The organism is Pseudarthrobacter siccitolerans (assembly GCF_030823375.1).
In the GTDB taxonomy this organism is placed as follows: domain Bacteria; phylum Actinomycetota; class Actinomycetes; order Actinomycetales; family Micrococcaceae; genus Arthrobacter; species Arthrobacter siccitolerans_A.
In genome coordinates, this window is sequence record NZ_JAUSXB010000001.1 from 1,620,589 (window position 1) to 1,644,350 (window position 23,762).

Here is a 23,762-nt window from a genome sequence, read left to right on the forward strand (position 1 = left end):
GGGTGGCTCTCGCGTTGACAGTGGCAGAATTCCCTAGTGGGACTCCAGCACTCCGAGGCGGAACGCCGCCAGTAGGAACTCCTGCTACTCATGGCTTCTACTGGCGCGGGGAAGCGCTCATTGGTCCAGAAAAAACTGCTTGGAGCTCATTCGTCCGCCTCTGCCTGACTTCTCGAACTCCTAGGCATGATCAGAATGCGAGTGGCGACGGGAACCTTTGTCAACCTTGTTGAGTACTAGGCCCAGCAAACGAGCATTGACAGCCGTCAAGTTCGAAATGGCTTCGGAAAGATCCGCACTCGTTGTCCTTCCGTCCGCACCGACCACTAGAACTACTCCGCTGGCCATCGAACCTAACACCGCGGGATCGGTGACCGGCAGGAGTGGTGGCGCATCGATAACTATGACCTCGTAGTCGGTCTCAAACCGAGCCATGAGCTTTTCCATGCTCGGAGAGCCTAAGAGGTTACTCGGGTTCGGCGCCACGCTTCCGGAAGTAAGAACGTGGAGCGCTTCATCGGGCCCCCATTTCTCGATGGCGTCCTCCAATGCAACAGTGTGCGATAGCACATCGGACAGTCCAACCGAACGATCGATGCGCAGGTACTCGGCAATCTTTGGATGTCGCAGGTCGGCGTCCACTAACAGCACCTTGGTCCCGTTCTCAGCTAACACGATCGCGAGGTTCGTGGCTATAAATGTCTTGCCCTCCCGGGGAATTGACGACGAGACAACTACTGTCTGTGCGCCACCGTCCAAGTTGGTGAAATGCAAATGTGTCCGTAGCTGGCGGAAGCTCTCAGCACGCTGACCAAGACGGCCTCCAGAATCAACCACCAGTTCATTTTTTGCACTTGCATCTGCTTTGAAACTCCCAAGAACACTCGCCTTGGCAATCCGCTCCACGTCGGAGCGGCTTCGAACGTGGGTATCAAGTATCTCGCGAAGGTATGCGTACCCGGCTCCCGCAAGGAGTCCGAACAGCGCTCCTAGGACAAGATTGAGAGGCACCGTTGGTGACGAAGGGGTACCTGGGACTGCTGCTTCCTCGAAAACACTCAGACGGACAAACTTCACGGCTTCGATGTCGTTTACGGCGGTTATGAGCTGCTTGGCGGTTGAATTGGCGATCTTGGCAGCCACCTGAGGGTCAGGGTCAGTGGCAGATACGTCTATAAGTGCGGTTTGCGGTGGAGTGGAGGCTGCGACCTTGGTTGCGAGCGCTTGCACTCCTCCATCCAAAACCAGTTCCTTGTCGACGGCCTGGAGCACCCTGGGGCTTGTTGCCAAACTCACATACGACGAGACGCGCTTCTCCGCGAATGAGATGCCCGCGGATGCGTCAGCTGCGGAAGAACCCGCTTCTACAGTGACAAAAAGTTTGCTTGTTGCTCGAAACTGAGGAGTCTGCAGGAACGTATAACCAGCGGCTGCTAGCAGTCCCAAGAGGGTGAGTGCGAGGATGGCAATCCACCGTTGCCTGAGGACACGCACGTAGTCTTCTAATTCCATGAGTTCACCAGCATTTTCCGCCACCAAAGCAGCACATCAATCAAACCCTTTAGATGCTCACGCACTGGCCTCGATTAAAACATGTCATTTTACCTGGGACCACCCACGCGCTGAGCCACGCTCAGGCATGGCAAGGAAGATCATCAAGTATTCGAGTATTAGTGGAGTCAAAAAGACTTACGCAGGGCGTCAAGTGGACAAGCCGCCCAGGACGAGGAAGGACCTGCCACCGAAGCCAGTGCCGCTGGAAGGGGTCCGCGGCGAGCGCCTACGTGGTTTACTGATAGCCAGCTAACAGGCTGACGGAATTCCAACACCGTTGCGGAGAACGTATGGAGGCCTTAAAGGGCAAGCTGAAAATCATGACAGTTGTTGGGACGCGTCCCGAGATTATCAGGCTCGCCGCCACAATCAAGCGTCTTGATAAGTACACCAACCATGTCTTGGTGCATACCGGACAAAACTACGACTATGAGCTGAACGAGATCTTTTTCGAGGACTTGGCTCTACCCAAACCTGATCACTTTCTCGCTGCCGACACCAGATCGCTCGGTGCAGTTCTCGGATCCATCCTCTCCTCCGTGGAAAAGGTCCTCCTGGAAGAGAAACCCGATGCAATGGTGGTGCTTGGCGACACAAATAGCTGCATCTCCGCTGTGATGGCACGGCGAATGAAGATCCCCGTTTATCACATGGAAGCAGGCAACAGGTGCTTCGATGAGAACGTTCCGGAGGAAGTCAATCGACGGCTGGTCGATCACGTAGCAGACTACAACCTCGTTTACACAGAGCATGCACGTCGAAATCTGCTGGCTGAGGGCATCCATCCCTCCCGCATTCTTTTGACAGGGTCTCCGATGCGCGAGGTTCTTGATGCCAATATGGCTGCGATCGAAGCCAGCGACGTCCTCGAGCGCGAAGGGCTCCGCCCGGACGAATATTTCCTAGTCAGCCTGCACCGTGAAGAGAACGTGGACAATAGCCAGCGTTTGGGCCAAGTGTTGCACGCGCTGAACAGGCTTGTCGATACCTTTGGCATTCCAGTCTTGATCTCAACCCATCCCCGTACGCGACAAAGGCTTGCCGAGCAACCCGATGAACTTAAAGCGGGCCTGGGGTTTCATCCGCCGTTCGGATTCAATGACTACGTCCGGCTGCAAAAGTCAGCAAAGCTTGTTCTTTCAGACAGTGGGACCATAAGCGAAGAATCCCTGATGCTGCAATTTCCAGCAGTGACTCTGCGGGACTTCATAGAACGGCCGGAGTCGGTAGACACTGGCGGGATCATTACGACTGGGCTGCGCGCTAACGAGATTATTGACTCGGTTCGGATGACGTTGCAGCAGATCGACGAAGACGGTTTCCCTTCAGTTCCTAATGAATACCAGATTCAGGACGCGTCGCGCAGAACCGTAAACTTTATCCGTTCAACTGTTCACAGCCATGCGGCCCGAGCGGGGATCCGCGAAACACCTTAAAAAAGTTCTAGGAATTTCTCGCTCGATTGGAAGCAAATGCTCAGGGTAGTCAAGGCTCTGATTGCTAATGGCCTGTTCAGCATCATGAGCCTCCTCTTGTCCGTCATGATTGCACGATTAGGCGGAAGCGATGATTTGGGCATGTTCGGTGTAGCCTTTGCAGCCTATCTTCTGATACAGCTCATCGTGCGGGATGCAGGAGCGAACACACTCAGCGCAACCCTTCCCACTGCCGGAAGAATCAGAACTACGGCCGGACGCATTTCCCTAATGGGGATTGTTTTGGCAGTACCCGTCCTTCTGGTGGGCTTGATATTCAGCTATCCATACATGGCCATCCTAGGATGCGCGGTCCATGGTATTTGCCTCTATGACTATTCAAAGACTTTGAGCCTTAGCTTGGGTAACGGGAAAATGGCCATCGCGCAGGACTCGATCCTGTTCACAGTGTTCTTGATTGCCTCCGTACTGGCAATCACGGGGAGAATCGGCCCTGTTGGTTTGATGGCTGTCTGGGCTGGTTGTGGGGCCGTGGTTGGCTATCTCGTGTCGCTGAAACAAGTTTTCAAGCTGACCCCTACGTGGGCTGGCAGCCCGGCCGAACTAAGGGCCAGTTTGGGCTTCGGCCTTCAATCCCTCATGGGCGCCGGTTCCGTCCACGTACTGACGTTTCTTCTGGCGGGCGTAGCTGGGCCGATACTCGTGGGGGCAATACGAGGCGCCAGCACAATCGTCGGGCCTGCAAACCTCATTACGTCCACCCTTCAGCCATTGCTCATTACATCCTTTGCTCGCACAGCACCTGAGGAAGGAGCCGTGTCAATGAGGGCAGTGGTCAAGAGCTCGGCAGGGATCACATGGGCAAATCTTGTGTTAGTGGCCGGTTTGGTGCTTATTGGTTACAACTTCGGCGGCATGCTTCTGGGAGCAGCTTGGGAAGACTCTGCCCCACTGTTGATTGTGGTGGCATGCGATTCCATTTTCGTTGCCTTGGGATGTGCTCCCCTTGCTGCCCACAGAAGCATCTGGGCGGCCGGGCGACTGGCAAGCATCAATACTTTGACAGCATTTTCCCGTATTCCGTTGGTTCTGGTAGGAGCTGCGCTTGGGGGAGCGCTGGGAGCCGCCGGCGCTTTCTTGTTCGTGACCATCGCTAACACGGCTGCGCTGTGGCTATCCCTGCACCAGCTGCATAAGCAATGGAGATAAGCAGCAGTTTCTTGCCGAGCGTACCCTCGGCGGCACCACCCAATTCCACTCATTTTCGTATTGCAGGGAGTCCACATGAAAATAGTTGTTTTTACCTCGTTTTTTACTCCAGCTTTCCTAGGGGGAGGGCCGATACGGACGTTGGCGGCGATGGTTCGAGGAGCTCCCCCAACCTTCGACACGGCAGTGGTGACGGGAAACACGGATCTCGGATGCAGCGAACCGATGAATGTCATCGGGGAGCGGTGGGTGGAGCATGAAGGATCAAGGGTGTTTTACTGCAATGCCCGTTCCTGGACTTCTCTTTTTCGAGGGATGTGCGCGGTGAGGTCTTGGCAGCCGGACGTTGTTTACGTAAACAGTTTTTTCGACGCCAGGTATTCGATACTTCCGCAATTCCTTTTCATGGCCAAATTCTTCCTTCCAAATATCTTCGTCATCGCACCTCGGGGTGAGTTCAGCACCGGGGCTTTGAGTATCAAGGGGACCAAGAAGCGCGCATACATATTCGTGTTCCGGTCGCTGCGGCTCCACAAAAGGGTTTTGTGGCACGCTTCCACAGCCAACGAAGAACACGACATCCGCGCCGCGGTCGGCGTTAGTGCACGGATCCTTGTTCGGGAGGATGATACGTTACTCCCCTCTGCTGCCGCCCCGCCCAAAACACGTCCGGAACCTGGAATCTTGCGGGCGGTGAGCCTGTCTCGGATTTCGCCTATGAAAGGCGTCCTCACCCTGTTGGAGGGACTGCAACGCGTCGGCGAGCCTGTGCTGTTGGACATTATCGGCCCGGCGGAGGACGTCGACTACTCCGAGCAGTGCCATGCTGCCGCGGCCGCTGCGCCGGCCAACGTCCGCATCAACTTCCTGGGGGCGAAAGATCCCAACGAGGTGCGCGGGACTCTGGCTGCCTATGATGTCCTGTTGAGTCCGACACGGGGGGAAAACTTTGGGCACGTTATCGCTGAGGCATTGTCTGTGAGCTGTCCGGTCCTGTGCGCAGATGTTACCCCCTGGACACAGGTGCTGACAGCGGGTGGGGGTGATGTGGTTACTGAGAACACAGCAGCCGGATGGGCGCGGGCGGTAGAATCCTATGCCCGGCTTTCTGATACGGAGCGTTTCGAACGACGGCTCGCCGCTGGGAAAGCTTACGAGCAATGGAAATCCAATTCATCGGATCCACATTTCTTCACGTTGCTGCAGAAACACATATCCCCATAGGACACGGGCCAGCGAACGGGCGAGGAATCACATGGCTGAATCGCTATAACCGTTGCCTGCCGCCGCTTCGACATTGAATTTAAGGTGGAAGCGGGAGCGCTGGCCGTAACTTCTTTTCACGCGCACGCTTGTCCAGTGCCAGAACAGCGAACAATATCAGGATTATCAGCAGACGCGACCCCTCGCGTGAGGCATAGGTGAACGACCCACCCCACACGAGGTCAAGCAAGCCTGCCGAGAGAATCGTTAGTGCAACGGCTTTGAGCAGATGTCGGCGTTCGGTCATGGGAAGAGCTTCCGCGGCCGTCCATTTCGTATCCAGCCAATTCACCGCAAACCCTATCAAGGGTATAGATGCTAACACTCCAATAATCCCGAAGTTGAACAGCCATTCACCGGCAAACAGGGCGGCTTCCGAGTGCCCGGTTCCCGCGAGCTCCGGAGCGAACAGCGTGGCTAGCTCCGCTCCGAAACCGATGGGCTTGTCGGGCCAAATCGCTCGGGGGACAAGCGCTACGGCGCTCGTGGAGAAGGAAGATCCCCAGGTGTGGGGCAAATTACCCGCCCACTCCATGCCGATCAGCTGCGAAAAGCGCATCATGGGGCCGACAACCGATTCCAGCCCTGTTTCCTTTTGCCCGCTTGGGTTAAGAGATGCCGCAAAGTTTGCCCGGTTCTGCGCCAGGTACATGAGTGCAGGGCCGAGGATCACAATCAGGCCGATCTTCATCAGGCGGCCACGCCAACGTTGCGCCACAGTGGTAACCACAGCTATGCCCAGCGCCCCAAGGTTTAGACGCCCAAACCCCGTGAAGACGTATGTCATGTAGGCGAGGACGGCGGCCCCGAAAATCAGATACGAGACCAAGCCGTTGCGGCTGGGGTCACGGAAGGCGGCTACACCGTAGAGGATAATGCCCACGAATGCCGCAGCTTCAGCCAGCGGCGGTTCGGTGAAACCGCGCGCGCTCAGTACTACGCCGGCAGCCGCGACAAAAAGTCCCAGCCACTTCCCCCATGATGCTATCCGTGGATCAACGTCGTCACACTGCGGCGGGGTGTCCCGATCTCTGGGCTTCCAGGACAGGTAATAGTTGAGGACCTGCCCGAAGAACAAGATGTTTACCGCGGCCAGCAGGTAGGGCAGGGGGCCAAAGACCGGGTTGACAATGAGGTAAAGCGTGGAATAGTACCCAAAAAGGCCCGTGCCTAGCATGTAGACTCCCGGGGCGGAGATCCGGCGTCCGCCGTGGGTGATGAATCCCACAGAGGAGTGCGCTATGCCAGCGACGGACACGGCGACGGCTGCAATGGTGTCTTGCTCGATGAAATTCAGCCCGACGCCGAGACCCAGCCAAAGAATGGCGAACGGGGAAAAAAAGCGCCTCACAAGTCGAAACGTACATGACGGACAAGGCTGAAATCAACTCGCTAGTGCAACATACGCGGAAAGCGCTACTTAGGTCGGTGATTGCGCTCCCATCTATCCGGAGATGTCATTGCTGGTCGAGATTTAGTAAGGCTTATCAAAAGCTGGTGGAAGTCACTCCCGAAACGAAAAAGAGTTACCCGAAATCCGTCCAAACAAGACATGGCATCGCGGGTGGCCAGCAAGGTTGTCACCAGCGGCCGGGGACGCCCTTGACGATATGGCCGGCAGGGACATCCCTAGTCACGACAGACCCAGCACCGATAAAAGACCCGGCGCCAACTCGCAAGCCTTGGATGACCACGGCCCCGGACCCGACTGTTACGCCTTCCTCAAGGGTCACGGACCCGGATATGTTAGCGCCCGGCAAAACCGTGACGTAGTCCTCCAGGACGGCGTCGTGCCCGACCGTGGCGTTGTAGTAAACCTGAACGTGGTTACCCACCGTCACACTCGAGGAGACGTGGCAATGCGCCAAAAATACACACCCGCGCCCAATTGTAGATTCGGGGCCAATGAGGGAACGCGGATGGATGACGTTGTAGGCAGTTAGGCCGCGCCGCTCAAAGTCCAGTGAAAATTCCTTCCGCACTGAAGTACTTGCGATGCCCACGACAAAATCCCCAGAAGTGACAGTACCTGGACGCTGCACTTCCAGACCACGGATAACCTTTCCTGCCAGGCTGTCATCAACAAAGCAGATCAGTGGCCTGTCCGCTGCCGCCCTCGCCAGGATGGCATCATAGGTTTCCCTCCCAAGCCCTCCAGCACCCACGATGTGAAGCATCAGTCATCCTCGGTCGATTCGAAGTCGGGTGTTGTGCCGCCCTGCCCGTAGATAGCACTTGGCATCAGTAGGGCCTTCGGCGTGAGCGCAAGGATCCGCAAATCAAGGGGAATTGACTTGTTGTCGACATACCAGATGTCCAGTTCAATACGCTGATCCCACGGTAACGCGTTGCGACCGTTAACTTGCGCCCAACCTGTTAGCCCTGGCCGCACCTCCAGACGGCGCCGCTGATGGATGTTGTACTGATCCACCTGCGATTTAACGGTGGGGCGCGGTCCAACAAGGGACATCTCTCCGCGCAAGACATTCCACATCTGCGGCAGCTCATCCAAGCTGCTCGCACGTAATAAACGGCCCGGTCTCGTAATCCGGGGGTCAGATTCAGAAACCACGATGCCAGTCCCGCGGTACTCCGCGCCAACGCTCATGGTTCTGAGCTTCAGCAGTTCGAAGGGTTCGCCATCCTTTCCAATTCGTTCTTGACGGTAGAGGGCCGGGCCCCCGTCAGTGAGGTGGATCGCTATTGCAGCGGCAGCCATAATGGGTGCTCCGACGATCAGGCTCGTCGTAGCGCCAATGACATCGAGCCAGCGACTCAAGTTTGGGGCCCCGAGCCACAAGTGAAGGCCTCAGTAACTTCCTCGGAGATAGCAATTAGAGTCATGATTCTCGCACCGCCAGTCGTGATGATCCCCAATTATAGGTTCTTCATGAACCCGGTTGAAGAGCCAAACCCGATAACAACGGCCAACAAGCCTCCTCTAGAATGTTCCGCGACGACGCCCACCACTTCGTTCTATCCTAGGGATCATGGAGTCCGAAAGGGCCTCGCACAGTCCTCCGCCTGGAGGCAGTCACGATGTCCGCAATCACCGTATTCGAAAGCTGATCGATGCCATCATCTGCGGCATCCTTCTAGTAGCTGCATGGGTCATTGTTGGAATTTTCCTCTACGTGGTTCCAGCAGTGGACGCTCCTGAACGGTCGGATGCCATCGTAGTCCTGGCGCCTCCTATTGACACGGGCCGCTTGGAGTACGCCGAAATTCTCATGTCGGAGGGCTATGCAACAACGCTCGTTGTTTCGCTACCTGAGCACGTGAGTGGCCAGAGTCCCACCGACATTTGCAGTGCGAACCGCCCCTATCGGGTCATCTGTTTCAGTCCGGACCCGGTTACCACCCAAGGCGAAGCCAAAGCTATCAAGAGGTTGAGCGAACAATACGCTTGGCAAAGTATCACTGTGGTGACAGACGACTTTCATGTTGCACGCTCCAGGACCCTCATTGAGCGGTGCTACCCCAAGCAGCTGTACATGGCAGCTGTACGGAATGATCGGTCCCTCACTGACTGGGCGTACAGGTACGTCTATGAAAGCGCCGCATTAGTGAAGGCAGCCGTAGATTGGGGTTGCTGAGCAGGAATAGCACAGCACGTGCCCGAGTGGCAATGGCAAGGCGTACGACGGCAGCACGCGGCCGCCGTCGTACGTCCCGCCTCCGGGCGGTAGCGACTCAGATGTCGGCCAGGAGGGTACTGGGCTTTTCGATCGCGTCCGCCACGAACCGCAGGAAGCCGGCGGCGGTGCCGCCGTCACACACGCGGTGGTCGAAGGTCAGCGTCAGCTCGGTGACCTTGCGGACGGCCAGCTCTCCGTTGACCACCCACGGCTTGTCGATGATCCGGCCGACGCCGAGAATCGCCACTTCCGGGTGGTTGATGATCGCCGCGGAGCCATCCACACCGAACACCCCGTAGTTGTTCAGAGTAAACGTGCCGCTGCCGAGTTCAGTGGGCGTTGCCTTGCCATCGCGCGCGACGGCGGTAAGGCGCCGGATCTCCGCGTCCAGCTCGCGGGCGGTCAGCTTCCCGGCCGAGCGGACAGAGGGCACTACCAGCCCGCGGTCGGTCTGGGCAGCGATGCCCAGGTTGATCCCATCGAACGAGACAATCTCCTGCGACCCGTCGGCCCCGGTTTCGATCCGGGTGTTCAGCTGCGGGTACTTCTTCAGCCCCGCGGTGACAAAGCGGGTGATGAATGCGAGCAGGCCCGGCACCTCCGAGCTGCCTGCCTTAAGTCCCTTACGGAGTTCCACGAGGGCGGTGGCGTCGACGTCCACCCAGACAGTCGCCTCCGGAATCTCCGACCGGCTCCGTGTCATGTTCGCGGCAACGGCCTTGCGCACTCCCGTGACCGGTGTCCGGGAGGATATGGTCAGCCCGGTGCGGGCATCCACGCCACCCTCCGGCGCCTCGACGTTGTTACTTGGCGTTGGGGCCACGACCGCAGGGTTCCCTGGCCGAGCGTGCGAGGTCAGGGGGCGGGTGGGGAGGATAGCAGCCTCTACGTCCTTGCGCATGATCAGGCCTCCCTCGCCGGAGCCGGGGAGCTCGCCGAGGTCGACGCCATGTTCCCGCGCCATCCGACGGACCAAAGGGGAAATCACCGCGCCCAGCTTGCCCGGGACCCGCGTGCGCAGGAGGGAGAGGTCGTCAGCCCCGGTAGTTGAGCTTGTCAAAACCTCGGAAGTTTCCACCGGCTCAACCACCGAGACAGAAGCTTTCGGAGCCCGGGTACGCCGGGCAACACCTTGACCGCCCGGAGTGCCATAACCGATCAAGACGTTCCCGGACCCGGCCTTCTCCTCCTCGCGGTAGGTTTCGGCTTCTTTGGTTTCGACAGGCTTGGTTTCGACAGGCTCAACCAACGGGTCACCGAGTTCGGTTTCGACGGGCTTGGTTTCCGGTTCGGAGGTTTCGACAGGCTTGGTTTCGACAGGCTCAACCACCGAGATCAGCGGCTTGCCCACGTCCAGGGTCTCCCCCGGCTGCCCGTGCAGCTCCGCAACAATCCCGGCATACGGCGACGGCACCTCAACCGTGGACTTCGCGGTTTCCACCTCGGCGATCGGCTGGTCCACGGAGATCGAGTCCCCTACGGAGACGTGCCACGAAACGAGTTCGGCTTCGGTGAGGCCCTCGCCCAGGTCCGGCAACAAAAACACACGTGTTTCACTCATGGTCAGTTCTCCCACTGAAGGTCGTCGACGGCGTCGAGGATGCGGTCCACGCCGGGCAGGTAATACTTCTCAAGCTTGGGCGCCGGATACGGGATGTCGAACCCCGTGACGCGGCGGATGGGGGCGGCCAGGTAGTGGAAGCAGCGCTCCTGCACCCGGGCCACGATCTCCGAGGACACGGACGCGAACCCGTGGGCCTCGGCGATCACCACGGCCCGGCCGGTCTTCCGCACCGACTCGCACACCGTCGCATCGTCGAACGGCACAATCGTCCTCACGTCGATCACCTCCAAGGACCGCCCTTCTAAAGAAGCCGCCTCGGCGGCAGCAAGCGCGGTGGGGACGGACGGCCCGTAGGCGATCAGCGTGGCGTCAGTGCCGGGACGCGCGACGGCGGCCCGCCCCTCAGTGGCAAGGCCCGCCGTCGTGCCTTCCACGTAAGAGGACCGCAGCGTAGACAAATCAACGAGGTCCTTGGACCAGTAGAGCTTCTTCGGCTCCATAAACACCACAGGATCGTCCGAGTCGATGGCCTCCCGGAGCATCCGGTACCCGTCCGCCACGGTGGCCGGGGTGAACACCTTCAGCCCGGCGGTGTGGGCATAGTAGGACTCGGAGGAGTCGCAGTGGTGCTCCACTCCCCCGATGCCCCCGCCGTAGGGCACCCGGATCACCATGGGCAGCTTCACCGCACCGCGGGTCCGGTTGTGCATCTTGGCCACGTGGCTGATGATCTGCTCGAACGCAGGGTAGGCAAACGCGTCGAACTGCATCTCGATCACCGGGCGCATCCCGTTGATGGCCATCCCCACGGCCATGCCCACAATGCCGGACTCGGCCAGCGGGGTGTCAAAGCAGCGCTGCTCCCCAAACGTCCTGGTGAGCCCGTCCGTAATGCGGAACACCCCGCCCAGCGTCCCCACGTCCTCGCCGAACACCAGGACGGAGGAATCCGCGTGCATCGCGTCGGCCAGTGCAGTGTTGAGGGCCTTGGCCATGGTGACCTGCTGCGGCCCCGCAGCCTCGGCAGACGCAGCGGCGGAGGCGGCTGCCCGGGCGGTGGCGGCGCTCACGTTGCCGTTGGCCTCGGATGATGTGGTGATGGTGGGGCTCACTTGCCGGCCTCCTGTGCTGATGAATTCTGGGATCCGGGGTTCTGGGATGATGCGGCTGCTGCGTCGCGGGCGAGTTCGTCGGCGAGCAGGGCGGACTGTTCCTTCAACTGCGGCGTAGGCGCAGAGAACACGTGGCGGAAGAGTTCCTGCGGATCCAACCGCACGTCCTCGCTGAGCCCTTCACGCAACTGGCCGGCCACCGCTTCAGCGTAGGAAAGGATACGCGCCTCGGTCGGCTCGTCCAGCAGGCCGCGGCCGGTCAGGTAGGTCCGCATCCGGTTGATCGGGTCCTTGGCCCGCCACTCGGCAACCTCGCTGTTCTCCCGGTAGCGCGTGTCGTCGTCGGCGTTGGTATGCGCCTGCATGCGGTAGGTGTTGGCCTCCACCAGCAGGGGGCCGGAGCCTTCCCTGGCCAGTTTCACGGCCCGGTCCAGGACCGCGAGGAGCGCGACGACGTCGTTGCCGTCCACGCGTTCGCCGGCCATGCCGTAGCCCACGGCCTTGTGGGCGAGCGACGGCGCCACGGACTGGTGTGCCAGCGGCACCGAGATGGCGTACTTGTTGTTTTGGACGAAGAAGATGACGGGCAGGTGGAAGACCGCGGCGAAGTTCAGGGCCTCGTGGAAGTCGCCTTCGCTGGTGGCGCCGTCACCGCACATGGCCAGCACCACGGTGTCCTCGCCGCGGAGCTTGGCCGCGTGGGCCACGCCGACGCCGTGCAGCAGCTGCGTGGTCAGCGGGGTGCACTGGATGCCCACCTTGTGCTTGAGGGGATCGAACCCGCCGTGCCAGTCGCCGCGGAAGATAGTCATCACCTCCACGGGGTCCACGCCACGCGTCATCACGGCGACGGCGTCACGGTAGGTGGGGAACATCCAGTCACCGTCGGACAGGCACAGCGCGGCCGCCACCTGGCAGGCTTCCTGGCCATGGCTGGACGGATACACGGCCATGCGGCCCTGCCGGACGAGCGCCGAGTTCTGGTCGTTGACGCGGCGTCCGACGACGAGCTGCTCGTAAGCGGCCAGCAGTTCGTCATCGCCGGGCAAAGGGTACTCGTGGCCGGGTTCGGTGCCCTGCTCGCGCTCGGAGATGAGCCGGCCGTCCGGGTCCACCATCTGGATCTGGTGCCGGGCCGGGAGCATGTAATCCTCGGCAGTGATGCCGAACTTTTTGGCAGTTTCGGAGAGGGCGTCCCCGGCGGGTGCCTTGCCGACCTGGTCCCGTGCTGCGTGGTCTGCGGAGATCGTCATTGTTCCGTCCTTCTGTTGCCACTATTCAGTCCCAGTATCTGCCCGTGGAAGGTTTCGTATCCAGCACCTTGATGAATCGTGGAGAAGCTGTTCAAATTCGGCGAGATGAGAAGACGAATTGTAAGTGTGAGCCGCATTACTGACACGGGCCTAGACGAAATGCCAGTACAAGGTGCCCGGACCGACCCCGTCCCGCTGGACGTCATCGACCGCAGGATCATTTCTGAGTCACCCGGGACAGCCGCATGTCCGTCGCAGTTTGGCCGAGGTCGTCCACATCTCGCGGGCGCACGCGTAAACGCGGATCGGAAGGCTCACCGGCAAAGGGTGCTGTCCAGATTCAGGGCGCTCGTGGACTCCGATCGCTGGCGCAATCCGCTTCGGCTCAGACCAATCCTCGGCTCTTTGTGTTCCGAATCACAATAGACCAGCGGGATCTCCTCACTGGCCGTTGACTGAGGAGTGAATTGTGAATCGAAAATCCGTAGTGGCCCTCGGGGCCTCAGCTGCCGCATTAATTGCTGCAACCACAATGGCAGCGGGGCCAGTGCAGGCCCATGACTCCAGAGCAGAAGAGAAAACCGTCACCTTGACCGCGAAGCTGAGACAGCTTAACGGCTCCGGGGCCTCCGGCACGGCGACCGCCGTCGTTCGAGGGGAAACGATCAAGCACATTGAGGTTCATGCCAGGGGTCTGACCCCTGATGCGCCGCATGCCCAGCACATCCACTACGGCGAGCAGGCCATGAACGAGTGCCCCACGCTCAAGCTGGACGTCAACAAGGACGGCAGGCTCACCACCGTTGAGGGCGTTCCCGCGTACGGGCCGGTTGTCGTGTCGCTCAATACGACAGGCGACACCACCCCTGCCAGCTTCCTGGACGTCGCGCGCTTCCCGGTCTCCAAGGATGGCCGCTACAACTACAGCCGCAACAACATCAAGTTCACGGATGTGGCAGGCACGGGTTACCCCGGAGCCGGCGGGCTTGGGACGGCCAAGCAGATCGCCGACGCTGTCCGCGATGGTGAGGGCGTGCTGGTTATTCACGGCCTGGATTACGACGAAAACGGCATCTACAACTTCAGCAGTCCCGAAGGCGCGAGTGAGCTGAACCCGGACCTCCCGGCAGAGGCGACTGACCCGGCTGTCTGCGGCGTCCTTGAAGAGCGCTGAGCCCTCACTCGTGCCAGGCGACGGTTGGAGGAATCAGCCCCGCCCATGAAACCGATGGTCCGCTTCTAAGGAGGCGGACCATCCTTCTTGTATGCATACCTGGTCCATTGGCTGGTTTACCCCGCTTAGTCGGGGGCCGGTAAATGTTGGGCGGGGGCGGCTCCCAAAAGTCAGGGCCACGTGCTGTCGGTTCCAGTTCCTCCACATCAAGATGAAGCTGCTGGTGTTGGGGACTTCGGGCCAGGAAACGTTGACGGATCTTCACCAGCAGCTCCATAACGGCACCAGCGGGCACTTTCATGGCTCAGAAGAACTCTTGGAATGCCTCGTGACGTGGTCACCGGCGGCCAAAACGACGTACTTGCCATTCCTGATTTTCCGGGGCCACGTTTCCGGGTCGGCGGACCAGATGGCGGAGGATAATGGCGTTCAAAGGCCAAGGAGAGCGGGGGCGGAAGGAGGCGGTCATGGAGAACCATCAGACCCTGACGGGCGAGGCCATCGATGCTGGCCGCGCCGGACCGCCGATGACTGCTGCCGCGGAGTTGTTCAAGGCCGTGGCCCACCCGGTCCGGGCGCACATACTGGAGCTGCTCTCCCAGGGCGAGTCCTCCATTCCCGAGCTGTGCGAGGGTACGGGGGTGAAGGCTACGCACCTGTCCCGGCACCTTAATCAGATGCGCGGGCAGCATCTGATTCAGTGCCAGTGGACCGGCGGCCGGCTGGTGTACCGGCTCGCATACCCGCAGGCCACAGAACTGCTGGCCGCCGCCCGGTCCGTACTTCAGGCACGGACGGCTGCCGCTGTGAGCTCCCTAGGCACGGCGCGTGAGGAACAGCCCTTCCCGGCCCTCTCAGACGGGCAGTTCTTCGCACTGGAAGCATCGCTGGAATCCCGTTCGGTCATCGGGGACGCGTGCCAGGCAATAGCTGCACGAACCGGCTGCAGCCCGGAAGAGGCATCCGGGCAGCTCCTCAGCACAGCCCGCAGCAGTAGGATCACCCTCCTGGAAGCCGCCCGCGACGAACTCCGCAAAGAACAGGAACGCCCCAGCTGACCTTGGCACGCCTCCCCCGGCGCTGCGCGTTGACCGCCGAAATCCATGCCGTCCGGCCTGCCGGCGTGTAATAGTCCATTTGTTATGGCAGATGCCTTGACCTCTCCCTATGGTCGGGATCACACTCGTTGGTGACGGATTGACCAAAACGTCTTTTCGTCAATAGTTGGAAGTTTTCTCCTCACTGGTCTCAGAGGAAGGCACCGCACCATGTGCCTGGGGTATCCCTTTATTGGGGGCTCACGGTGCGGGGATAGACGCGGAGGGGACAGCGTGGTCCCCTCCGCCCTTGACTCTCCCGAGGGATCAGACATTCCTTCGGGAGACGGGACTGCCAAGGGCTACCCGTCTGCAGGGCCGAGGCGGCATTTCACATACAGGAATGACAAACGGTGGGAGTATCTGCAATGGGCATTGAAAAGCTGTGGGACCGGCTCGAGCCAGACACGCAGCAATGGCTGATCGATAATCCAGGGTGCAGGATCCTTCCCCGGACCGTGGTGGCCGCGATCATCAAGTCCACCGGAGCCGAGTTCAAGCAGGACCAGCATGGTGAAGTCCTCCTCTCCCCCAGCGACTCCGACTTCATCCGCAGCACAGCGGACCTGTACGAGGCCCGGCAGTCCTGACTTCGCGTAGCCGCAATTCCTGAATTTGCCATCACCCCTTCCCACAGGCCGCTCACAGAAGGTTTTGTATCCGGAACCTGGTTGGCGCGTGGAGAAGCTGTCCGATTCTGCCTACACTGAGAGACGAATCGTAAGCGTGACCCACATTACTGACAGGGGCCGTGGGCAAGGATGGCAACCAGGGACGGCGGGACGGAACCCGTCCCGCTGGACGACATAGACCGCAGCATCATCTCCGAGCTGACCCGGGACGGCCGCATGTCCGTTACGCAGGTGGCGGAGAACGTCCACATTTCCCGGGCGCACGCGTACACCCGCATCGGCAGGCTCACCTCTGAGGGTGTGCTGTCCAAGTTCACGGCGCTCGTGGACCCGATCAAAGCCGGCCTCCGGTCGTCCGCCTACGTGACCCTGAAGCTGAAGCAGGATGCCTGGCGCGAACTGCGTGACCAGCTCGGGGCCATCCCGGAGGTGCACCACGTGGCTCTGGTGGGCGGCGACTTCGACGTGATCCTTCTGGTCCGCGCCGTGGACAACATCGACCTGCGGCGGGTCATTTTCGACCAGCTGCAGTCGATGCCTGGAGTGCTAGATACGCAGACGTTCCTGGTGTTCGAGGATGTCGATACCCGGTAATTGTTAGTGGCGCGCCTTTGCCTTGATAAGCCCTGCGGCCAGAAGGCCTACGGCACCAAGAGATCCCAGCATGCCGCTAAGAGCTACAACGTATTCGGTGACAGTCATTTCCTGCTCCCTCCGTACTGCCCTGTACTGCCTGGAAGTCCTCAAACTACGCCCGAAGACAGAAAATCCCGTGAAGAATCGCCCGCAGATTAGGTCAAGGTTCGTGCAGCACGAGGTTCATGACCAGGTTTAGGTAAGCGGACCAGAAGTTTTGCCGGGGGCCGGCCACACCCCGGGCTTATACGGCGATCTGCCTTCGCGGCACTACCCGTTTAGGGTGAGGCGGCCTTTATTCACGGGCCAAGGAACGCCCGTGTACAAATCCGAGTCTGGCGCCAGTTGCGAGTAGTAGCGCCCAAAACCAAGTAGTGCCCTGCGTAGCTGCCAGCGCTTTCGGGTACCGCTACGCGTTGTTACCCTCTGGCGCATTCGGCAAATATTGGGTCATCGATCCACCGAATGGCGCCTGGATGGGGCCGCTCATGGGGGAACGGGTTCTCAATCTCACTCAACAAGGAGTCTTTCCATGCGCCAGATGACCAAGAAGAACAAGATCGCCGCTGCTGCAGCTTCCGTGGCACTCGTTGCCGTCGGCGGCGGCGCAGCGTACGCCTACTGGAGCACCACGGGTGGCGGTTATGGTACGGCCACTGCCGGTTCCGACAATGCTGTTGTCATCCACGCTGCATTCGACGACGGAATCACGCCCGGTGTCAACGGCGCCAAGACCATCAAGTACACGGCGGATAACCCTAACACCAGCAGCACCCCGGTGACCTTGAACACGGCGACGACGGTGAGCACCAGCGCGGCGGACTGCAAGGGTTCCTGGTTCACTGCCACCGTACCGACCGCTACCACGACGGTGGCTGGAAATGCAGTTGGCGCTGCCTTGACAGGGACCGGAACGCTGACCCTGAACGATGACCCGGCTGTCGACCAGAACGCCTGCAAGGGCGCCACCATCACAGTGACCGTCACCAGCCACTAACCAACCTGCGGGCCGGGGACGGGTGAAAACCCTGTTCCCGGCTTGCAGTCATTTGCACCAAATGGAAAGGGGCACGCGGTGCGCAAGAAGGACGGACACCCGCAGCATCGTTTGCGGACTGCCACTAAGGTGGCGCTGATCAGCCTCGCCGTGATGCTGGCGAGCGCGGGCGCGTTGTTCGCCGCGGCCCAGAACCCCAAACCCGGGATCACCGTCCAGGTCTCCCCGGCCAGCCAGTCTGTCCAGCAGGGACAGGGCGCCGCCTACACAGTGTCCCTTACGTCCACCGGCGCCTTTAGCGGCCCGGTGACCCTCTCCCTCGCCGGGCTCCCCTCCGCCGCCACCGGCACATTCTCGCAGTCTTCAGTGAGCTTGAGTTCCGGGTCCACGGCAACGGCGAACCTGAACGTCACTACTGCCGCGAACACGCCGGCAGGCACGAATACCCTGACCATCACGGGCACCAGCGGCAAGGTTTCCGGCAGCGTCGCCGCGGGCCTCACCGTCAACAACAAAATGTCCACAGCCTTCTCAATCGCCGCCACCCCGGATTCCCTCGCCGTCCCGCCGGGCGCGACCGCCGTCTATACGCTGCAGCTGACGCGAAACAACTTCTCCAGCCCGGTGAGCTTCACTGTCCTGGGCGGGCTTCCCGCCGGCGCCACGGCATCGTTCTCGCCCAACCCCGTTGCCGGAAACTCCACAACACTGCAGGTCGAAACCGCGGCCGCTTCCCCGAAGGGAAGCTACAACCTGTACCTGGTGGGCACCGGGAAAGACTCGGCCGGCAAGTCGCAGTACGCCTATGCGAACGTCCAGCTCGTCCTTGACTCCACCATCAAGCAGTTCGCCCTGTCAGGAAATGTCCCCGGATCGCTTTCCCCCGGGTCATCCGCCGGACTGGACCTGCAGATCCAAAATCCCAACAACAAGTCCCTGTCCCTGACCAACATCTCCGTCGCCGTTGCCGGGGTCACCAGGAGCGCGGACGCCGCCGCCAGGAACCTGTCCTGCACCGCGGCGGACTTCAGGGTCGCCCAGTACAGCGGCCCGTACCCGCTGACAGTACCTACCAGTACTACCGGCCCCAGTTCCCTTAGCGGGCTCGGGATCGCCATCACCGCCTGGCCGCAGGTGACGATGCTGGATACCTCCGCCAACCAGGACGGCTGCAAAGGCGCAACCCTCCAGCTCACATACTCAGGATCAGGACAGGGGAACTGAGATGACCACCACCACCAGGACTGCCCGCGCCAGCCGCGGCCTTAAGGCAGCGGCCCTCGCCGCAAGCCTGATTGCCGCAGGGGCCGGAACGGCCTACGCCTATTGGAGCAGCGCGGGCGCCGGCAGCGGATCCGCCGCCGCCGGCACTATGCAGCCCATCACCGTGGACGCGCTCGTTGCCGGGGACAGCCCCCAGGCGACTCTCGTCCCGGGCGGTACTGCCGACGTCGTCCTGCAGCTCAACAACCCCAACCCCTACGCGGTGCAGGTCTACACCATCTCCCCCAACGGCCCTGCCACAGCTGACACGGCGCATCCGGGCTGCACCACCACCGGAGTCACCTTCACCGGAACCGCCGCGCCGCTGACCCCGGCAACGTTCGTCGCGGCAAACTCGTCCACCCTGCTCACCCTTCCCGGATCGGCCGCCATGGATACCACCTCACTCGCAGCCTGCCAGGGCGCTACCTTCCACCTTCCCGTCACGGCGGAGGCGCGCAAATGAGCCTCGCCATCCGGAAGATGCCGCTGGGCCTCCGCCTCCCCTCGGCGCGGCTGGCCTGGATCGTCACCGCGCTCCTGCTCCTGCTCGGCACGGCCACCGCGGCCTACGGGTTCTGGGCCTCCATCACCAGCAGCAACGCGGCTGCCACCGCCGACATCCTGGCGCCGGGATCCAAACCCGACGTCACCGCAAACGGCACTGCCGTGTCCGTGACCTGGGCCGGCGGGACCACTGTCAACGGGCATGCGGCCACCGGGTACACCGTCACCAGGTATTCGGCCGACACCGGCGGCACGGGAACTGCGGCCACCGACGGCTGCGCCGGGACCGTCGCCACGCTCACCTGTACTGAACAGAATGTCCCCGGTGGCACCTGGTACTACACGGTCACCCCAACCATCTCCCTCTGGAGCGGTGCGGAAAGCCCGCGCAGCACCGGCATCAGCACCGACTCGGTAGCCCCGGTGGCTACCGTGCAGTCAGTCTCGCCAACCCCCAACGCCGCCGGGTGGAACAACACCGGCCCCGTCACCGTGACCATCACGGCCGACGACGGTGCCGCCGGCTCCGGCGTCGCCTCCATCACCTACGCGGTGGACGGCGACGCGATGCAGACAGTGAGCGGTGCCGTCGCCACCGTCACGGTCAGCGGCGACGGAACGCACACCCTGTCCTACTTCGCCACGGACAAGGCGGGCAACGCCGGCATTGCGCAGACGCATACTGTCAACATCGACAGCGCTGCACCTGCCACCCCCGATTTCACTACCGTGCCCGCGTATGTGTTTTCCGGCAATGTCGCCAATGTGCAAATCAAAGGCACGTCAGAAGCCGGGGCTCAAATCACCCTCGCTGCCAGCGATGCTGGTGCCGCCCACTCGGTGACGGTTACGCCCAAGCCCATTGCAACGCCGGCGGGAACCTGGTCCGCCAGCCTTGACCTAACAAGCCTTAACCAGGGAACGGTCACCTACACAGCAACCGCCACTGACGCCGCCAGCAACACCAGCACGGCAAGGACAACCACCAACACTAAAGACACGGTGGCCCCTTCGCCGGCACAGGCCCTCAATATCCCGCCCTACATCGCCAAAGGCAAAGACTCGGCAGTGCTTGTCTCGGGCACAGCGGAGGCATTGGGGATTGTGACCGTTACCGCCACGGATTCCGGCGGTAAGACAGCCTTCAACACGGCAACGGCAGTCAGCTCTGGCGACTGGTCCCTCAACCTCAATTGCTCCTCGTTGGTTGATGGAACCATCACCTACACCGTCACTGTCACGGACGCTGCCGGGAACACCAGCACTCCGGTGACGCCCAGTCCGGCGAGCATGAAGGACACAGTCACCCCTGTTCTTACGATCAGTGCACCGATGTACGTCAACAGCAGCACAGCCAACACAGGGGTGGAGGTGAGCGGAACCGCCGAGACGGGAGCGGCGGTAAGCGTCACTGTCAGGGACTCCACCCTCAAGAGTGTGACCACCACCTTCACGGCTACGGGAACGTCCTGGAACATAATCATGAACCTGTCGCAACTCAGCGATGGCACCCTTACCTATACGGCTGCCTCCAGCGACCCGGCAGGCAACAGCACCACAGCCACTGCTAACGGCACTACCAGCAAGGACACGGCGGCCCCCACGGTGAAGGGCATCGTCCTTACGAACCCCACGGGATCAACCCCGGGTAAAGCAGACGCGGGAGACACCCTGACCATCGAATATTCCGAAGCCCTGGATGCCATCAAGCTGTGTTCCAAATGGGACAACTCGGGATTACAGACCCTCGCTGGCAACAACGATGTCACCGTCACCTTCAACCACAGCACCAACGGTGGCACGAGCAACACTATGACCGTGTCAAGCAAGACTTGCACACTGAACCTTGGAACCATCTCGCTTGGAGCCAACGCCAATTACGCCGCAACCACAGCACCCGTCGTGTTCGTTGGGGCTAATACCGGTCAAACAAGCACCGGGGCGAGCACAGTGACCTGGAATCCCGGTGCCAAGTCCCTGATCATCAGGCTCGGCGACACCAAAAACAACACCGGGACACAAGGATCCAGTGTTCCGCTGGATGGCCCAACGTATGCGCCAGCCACAGGCCTGGCAGACCTGGCAGGCAACTCGCTGGGGACCGCCGGCTTCACTGCCCCGGCAAGCGGCTTCTAAGACGAGGCCAGCCCAGCTCTCCTTCGGTAACAGAAAGAGAGTTGGGCTGCCGCCGTGCTTCTGGACTATTGCTGGAAGTTCCTGACCATGCCTACCTCCCCAGCCGTCAGTCTTCGACGATCACCTTACCCACCATGCCCATGTAGTCGTGGAGTGCGCAGATGTACTTGAAGGTTCCCGTAGCGGTGAACGTGACGTCGAACGTGGAATGCGGGCCAGCGTCCGCGGGGATGATTCCGGAACTGAGGTCACCGCCGCTGTAATGGCTGGGATCACCGATTGGGGCGAAAACGTCCGCCGGTTCATTGCCGAAGGTGACCGTGTGCGGTGCTTCCATTCCCGGGTTGATGAAATGGACTGTATCGCCCACATGCACTGTCACGGTCGGCTGGACGAAGCGCATGACCATGGCGATGCCATCGTCATCACCGGCGAAGACCTTGTGGTTGCTCGCATGCCTGGCCAGCGCGTCGTCAAGTTTCATTCCGTCCTTAAGAATGGCTTCCTCCTGGGCCGCTGATGAACGGTCGTAGTCCCGCTGGGAATGCGGGTACGCAGACCCTCGATCCTGGACGTGAACTGTGCCCTTCATGGCCATGCCGTGAACCACGCAGTAGTAGGTGAAGTCACCCTCGTGCTGAAACTTCAACTTGTAGCTCTTCTCCGAGGGGAACCCTGGAACTTCCACGTTCGACAGGATGCCCGAGTTGTAATACGAATGACCGTCGTACTGGCCACCGCCTCGCTTGAACAGCTGGTCTGGGTTGGCCGGGTTGAAGGGCTCCAGGGACTGGCCGGCGGCCAGGAACGTCACCGTGTGGATCTCGGCGGCGTTCGCCTGCCAGTTGATGCTGTCCCCTTCGTTGACCGTGATGTCAGAGGGGAGGAAAGCCATGCCCTGAATTTCCTGGTCCCAGGATTCAGAACCTACCTGGACTGTCCAGGTCCGGGGGGCCGATGAGGAAGCCCCTGCAGGCCCGGCCCATGCCACTGACAGGGCAAGGGCAATAGCGGCCCCAAAAATGAACGGAATTTTGTGGAATCTCAAACGGATTCCCTGACTGTGTTGCATCGAAATGCTCTCTCTTGGAATGATGCTCAGCCTGTCAAGGCCGACGCTCGGCGTGGCCGGTCCGCCTCCCGTTGGGAGGGCTGCAAACTGGTCACCCTTTCTGGGAGCAAGGATCCCCGGCTGTCCATGCTGCGGCCCTCGAACTCCAAAAGTTTCAAGGCTCACGGGCCGGACATGCACCGCTAGCGGTGCCGCGCATGACTAAATTCTGATTCCAAGCGCCTTCGCAGTCGTGCAGTGGACGGAATGCACGGAAGAGGGGACGCAGTTATCACAATGCGCGCTCATCCCACCGTTGTCCAGATCATTCGGAAGGGAACCTGCCCTCGACAGGATGGCTGGCTGCCGCGCTACCCGTGACACTAAAATTGGGTGTTCCCCACCATCGGCATGTTCATTCACGACGGCGGCGCGCACGGTGCCACCCGAGCCTGCGGGACGGCCTGGAACAGGTTCGAAGCTTCGGCGATCTGCAGGCCCTGCTAAGCGCCACCGGCAACGCTGGGAAGTAACCCGCCTTACCCGGCTTGACTGGCCTTCCCTACACCGCCGGAGCCAGCGAAAAGCCGGATCCGGACTATTCGGACCACGACTCCCGTCAAGACCAGACCGACTCCCAGGGCCATGAGAATCCAGACAGGTACGGAATCGGAATCGATATTCCGGTAGCACGCGGCCGCCGCCCCGATGCCGGCTTGCTCCAGGTCAAGCAGTTCAGCAGCGCGGCTGTTCGGAAGCAACGGGCTGCCGCAGAGAGGGCCGGCCGGCTGTAACCCGATGAAGAAGCCAAGGATGTACACGTCCAATCCCGCAGCAATAATCCAGATCCATGTCCGCTGCTGCCAAAACCCCAGTTTTCCGGCAGAAGCGGCTTTCGCCGAAGAATCACGCGTCGCCATTATCCGAGCATAACCGGCACTCCATCATTCACTGCACCTTGTCAACCCTGGTCCCATCCAAGCGCGGACCTTCCGCACGAGCCTTACCTGTGTCCCTTCGCCCGCCCACGGTCCCTTCGCCCGCCCACGCACCTGGGCGAGCACAGTATGTGCCAACCAGTTCCTATGGCCACCCAAGAGACGCGACCGTTCTTGGCGCCGCCCTTGCTTTCCTTTGATTTCCGGCAGGCCTCGGACATTTGGCTTCAGCCGCCCCAAGACCGCCACGGCAATATCCCCGGTTGGATGGGCTGCGGCCCATCCGGTGGTGGTTCCCGGCC

21 protein-coding genes are annotated in these 23,762 nt (G+C 60.9%); 12 read left to right on the forward strand and 9 right to left on the reverse strand.

Annotated elements, in window-relative coordinates:
* Nucleotides 1-180: 180 nt before the first annotated feature.
* A complete protein-coding gene (locus tag QFZ36_RS07595; RefSeq protein ID WP_306635197.1) occupies nt 181-1,512 on the reverse strand; it encodes a polysaccharide biosynthesis tyrosine autokinase in 1,332 nt (443 codons plus the stop codon).
* A gap of 332 nt (nt 1,513-1,844) precedes the next feature.
* Here QFZ36_RS07595 and wecB point away from each other — a divergent pair, with 332 nt between their 5' ends.
* From wecB to QFZ36_RS07610, 3 genes are all read left to right on the forward strand, one after another.
* Nucleotides 1,845-2,990, forward strand: a complete 1,146-nt coding sequence (gene wecB / locus QFZ36_RS07600; RefSeq protein WP_306635199.1) for a non-hydrolyzing UDP-N-acetylglucosamine 2-epimerase — start codon at nt 1,845-1,847, stop codon at nt 2,988-2,990.
* A gap of 36 nt (nt 2,991-3,026) precedes the next feature.
* Nucleotides 3,027-4,199 carry a hypothetical protein gene (locus QFZ36_RS07605; RefSeq protein WP_306635201.1) on the forward strand — a complete coding sequence of 391 codons (1,173 nt, stop codon included), beginning with the start codon at nt 3,027-3,029 and terminating at the stop codon, nt 4,197-4,199.
* A gap of 75 nt (nt 4,200-4,274) precedes the next feature.
* Nucleotides 4,275-5,423, forward strand: coding sequence for a glycosyltransferase family 4 protein (locus tag QFZ36_RS07610; RefSeq protein ID WP_306635203.1), 1,149 nt, complete (start codon nt 4,275-4,277; stop codon nt 5,421-5,423).
* 79 nt (nt 5,424-5,502) lie between these two features.
* On the opposite strand, the gene QFZ36_RS07615 is transcribed toward QFZ36_RS07610, so the two are convergent.
* From QFZ36_RS07615 to QFZ36_RS07625, 3 genes are all read right to left on the reverse strand, one after another.
* A complete protein-coding gene (locus tag QFZ36_RS07615) occupies nt 5,503-6,813 on the reverse strand; it encodes a hypothetical protein (protein WP_306635206.1) in 1,311 nt (436 codons plus the stop codon).
* A gap of 229 nt (nt 6,814-7,042) precedes the next feature.
* Nucleotides 7,043-7,639 (reverse strand): acetyltransferase, encoded by a 597-nt coding sequence (locus tag QFZ36_RS07620; protein ID WP_306635208.1) that lies wholly within the window; start codon nt 7,637-7,639, stop codon nt 7,043-7,045.
* Complete coding sequence (locus tag QFZ36_RS07625) at nt 7,639-8,262, reverse strand: sugar transferase (protein WP_306635210.1); 624 nt, start codon at nt 8,260-8,262, stop codon at nt 7,639-7,641. Before QFZ36_RS07625 ends, QFZ36_RS07620 begins: the two co-directional genes overlap by 1 nt.
* 190 nt (nt 8,263-8,452) lie before the next feature.
* Between QFZ36_RS07625 and QFZ36_RS20925 the strand changes: the two genes are divergently transcribed.
* Nucleotides 8,453-9,058, forward strand: coding sequence for a YdcF family protein (locus QFZ36_RS20925; protein WP_373427026.1), 606 nt, complete (start codon nt 8,453-8,455; stop codon nt 9,056-9,058).
* 97 nt (nt 9,059-9,155) lie between these two features.
* Here the strand turns inward: QFZ36_RS20925 and QFZ36_RS07630 are convergent, their stop codons facing one another.
* From QFZ36_RS07630 to QFZ36_RS07640, 3 genes are read right to left on the reverse strand one after another with little or no spacing between them, the layout of a single operon-like run.
* Nucleotides 9,156-10,661, reverse strand: coding sequence for a dihydrolipoamide acetyltransferase family protein (locus tag QFZ36_RS07630; protein WP_306635212.1), 1,506 nt, complete (start codon nt 10,659-10,661; stop codon nt 9,156-9,158).
* A 2-nt stretch (nt 10,662-10,663) separates the two neighbouring features.
* Complete coding sequence (locus tag QFZ36_RS07635; RefSeq protein ID WP_306635213.1) at nt 10,664-11,776, reverse strand: alpha-ketoacid dehydrogenase subunit beta; 1,113 nt, start codon at nt 11,774-11,776, stop codon at nt 10,664-10,666.
* Entirely contained in the window at nt 11,773-13,029 is a 1,257-nt protein-coding gene (locus tag QFZ36_RS07640) for a thiamine pyrophosphate-dependent dehydrogenase E1 component subunit alpha (protein WP_306635215.1), read from the reverse strand. Before QFZ36_RS07640 ends, QFZ36_RS07635 begins: the two co-directional genes overlap by 4 nt.
* A 589-nt stretch (nt 13,030-13,618) precedes the next feature.
* Between QFZ36_RS07640 and QFZ36_RS07645 the strand changes: the two genes are divergently transcribed.
* The 8 genes from QFZ36_RS07645 to QFZ36_RS07680 all read left to right on the forward strand — a co-directional run bounded on the left by QFZ36_RS07645 (nt 13,619) and on the right by QFZ36_RS07680 (nt 21,471).
* A complete protein-coding gene (locus QFZ36_RS07645) occupies nt 13,619-14,203 on the forward strand; it encodes a hypothetical protein (protein ID WP_306635217.1) in 585 nt (194 codons plus the stop codon).
* Nucleotides 14,204-14,670: 467 nt separating this feature from the next.
* A complete protein-coding gene (locus QFZ36_RS07650; protein WP_306635219.1) occupies nt 14,671-15,261 on the forward strand; it encodes a metalloregulator ArsR/SmtB family transcription factor in 591 nt (196 codons plus the stop codon).
* Nucleotides 15,262-15,653: 392 nt separating this feature from the next.
* Complete coding sequence (locus tag QFZ36_RS07655) at nt 15,654-15,890, forward strand: hypothetical protein (RefSeq protein WP_306635221.1); 237 nt, start codon at nt 15,654-15,656, stop codon at nt 15,888-15,890.
* A gap of 171 nt (nt 15,891-16,061) precedes the next feature.
* On the forward strand, nt 16,062-16,526 hold the full coding sequence (locus QFZ36_RS07660) for an Lrp/AsnC family transcriptional regulator (RefSeq protein ID WP_306635222.1): 465 nt from the start codon (nt 16,062-16,064) through the stop codon (nt 16,524-16,526).
* Nucleotides 16,527-17,100: 574 nt separating this feature from the next.
* Nucleotides 17,101-17,565 (forward strand): hypothetical protein, encoded by a 465-nt coding sequence (locus tag QFZ36_RS07665; RefSeq protein ID WP_306635223.1) that lies wholly within the window; start codon nt 17,101-17,103, stop codon nt 17,563-17,565.
* A 78-nt stretch (nt 17,566-17,643) separates the two neighbouring features.
* Nucleotides 17,644-18,789: a COG1470 family protein gene (locus QFZ36_RS07670; protein ID WP_306635226.1), complete on the forward strand. Its 1,146-nt coding sequence runs from the start codon at nt 17,644-17,646 to the stop codon at nt 18,787-18,789.
* 1 nt (nt 18,790) lies between these two features.
* Nucleotides 18,791-19,294: a hypothetical protein gene (locus tag QFZ36_RS07675; RefSeq protein WP_306635232.1), complete on the forward strand. Its 504-nt coding sequence runs from the start codon at nt 18,791-18,793 to the stop codon at nt 19,292-19,294.
* Complete coding sequence (locus tag QFZ36_RS07680; RefSeq protein WP_306635234.1) at nt 19,291-21,471, forward strand: beta strand repeat-containing protein; 2,181 nt, start codon at nt 19,291-19,293, stop codon at nt 21,469-21,471. The genes QFZ36_RS07675 and QFZ36_RS07680 overlap by 4 nt, the downstream gene beginning before the upstream one ends.
* A gap of 106 nt (nt 21,472-21,577) precedes the next feature.
* Here the strand turns inward: QFZ36_RS07680 and QFZ36_RS07685 are convergent, their stop codons facing one another.
* Together QFZ36_RS07685 and QFZ36_RS07690 are read right to left on the reverse strand one after the other, a co-directional pair.
* Nucleotides 21,578-22,543: a plastocyanin/azurin family copper-binding protein gene (locus QFZ36_RS07685; RefSeq protein ID WP_306635236.1), complete on the reverse strand. Its 966-nt coding sequence runs from the start codon at nt 22,541-22,543 to the stop codon at nt 21,578-21,580.
* A gap of 518 nt (nt 22,544-23,061) precedes the next feature.
* On the reverse strand, nt 23,062-23,442 hold the full coding sequence (locus QFZ36_RS07690) for a hypothetical protein (protein ID WP_306635238.1): 381 nt from the start codon (nt 23,440-23,442) through the stop codon (nt 23,062-23,064).
* Between the last annotated feature and the right edge of the window lie 320 nt (nt 23,443-23,762).

What these genes read in the sequence shown, in the direction of transcription:
- QFZ36_RS07620 (WP_306635208.1), bottom strand. Translation starts at nt 7,639, where the DNA reads ATGCTTCACATCGTGGGTGCTGGAGGGCTTGGGAGGGAAACCTATGAT.
- QFZ36_RS07660 (WP_306635222.1), top strand. Translation starts at nt 16,062, where the DNA reads ATGGCAACCAGGGACGGCGGGACGGAACCCGTCCCGCTGGACGACATA.
- QFZ36_RS07640 (WP_306635215.1), bottom strand. Translation starts at nt 13,029, where the DNA reads ATGACGATCTCCGCAGACCACGCAGCACGGGACCAGGTCGGCAAGGCA.
- QFZ36_RS07605 (WP_306635201.1), top strand. Translation starts at nt 3,027, where the DNA reads ATGCTCAGGGTAGTCAAGGCTCTGATTGCTAATGGCCTGTTCAGCATC.
- QFZ36_RS07650 (WP_306635219.1), top strand. Translation starts at nt 14,671, where the DNA reads ATGGAGAACCATCAGACCCTGACGGGCGAGGCCATCGATGCTGGCCGC.
- QFZ36_RS20925 (WP_373427026.1), top strand. Translation starts at nt 8,453, where the DNA reads ATGGAGTCCGAAAGGGCCTCGCACAGTCCTCCGCCTGGAGGCAGTCAC.
- QFZ36_RS07680 (WP_306635234.1), top strand. Translation starts at nt 19,291, where the DNA reads ATGAGCCTCGCCATCCGGAAGATGCCGCTGGGCCTCCGCCTCCCCTCG.
- QFZ36_RS07685 (WP_306635236.1), bottom strand. Translation starts at nt 22,543, where the DNA reads ATGCAACACAGTCAGGGAATCCGTTTGAGATTCCACAAAATTCCGTTC.
- wecB (WP_306635199.1), top strand. Translation starts at nt 1,845, where the DNA reads ATGGAGGCCTTAAAGGGCAAGCTGAAAATCATGACAGTTGTTGGGACG.
- QFZ36_RS07595 (WP_306635197.1), bottom strand. Translation starts at nt 1,512, where the DNA reads ATGGAATTAGAAGACTACGTGCGTGTCCTCAGGCAACGGTGGATTGCC.
- QFZ36_RS07675 (WP_306635232.1), top strand. Translation starts at nt 18,791, where the DNA reads ATGACCACCACCACCAGGACTGCCCGCGCCAGCCGCGGCCTTAAGGCA.
- QFZ36_RS07610 (WP_306635203.1), top strand. Translation starts at nt 4,275, where the DNA reads ATGAAAATAGTTGTTTTTACCTCGTTTTTTACTCCAGCTTTCCTAGGG.
- QFZ36_RS07630 (WP_306635212.1), bottom strand. Translation starts at nt 10,661, where the DNA reads ATGAGTGAAACACGTGTGTTTTTGTTGCCGGACCTGGGCGAGGGCCTC.
- QFZ36_RS07690 (WP_306635238.1), bottom strand. Translation starts at nt 23,442, where the DNA reads ATGGCGACGCGTGATTCTTCGGCGAAAGCCGCTTCTGCCGGAAAACTG.
- QFZ36_RS07665 (WP_306635223.1), top strand. Translation starts at nt 17,101, where the DNA reads ATGCGCCAGATGACCAAGAAGAACAAGATCGCCGCTGCTGCAGCTTCC.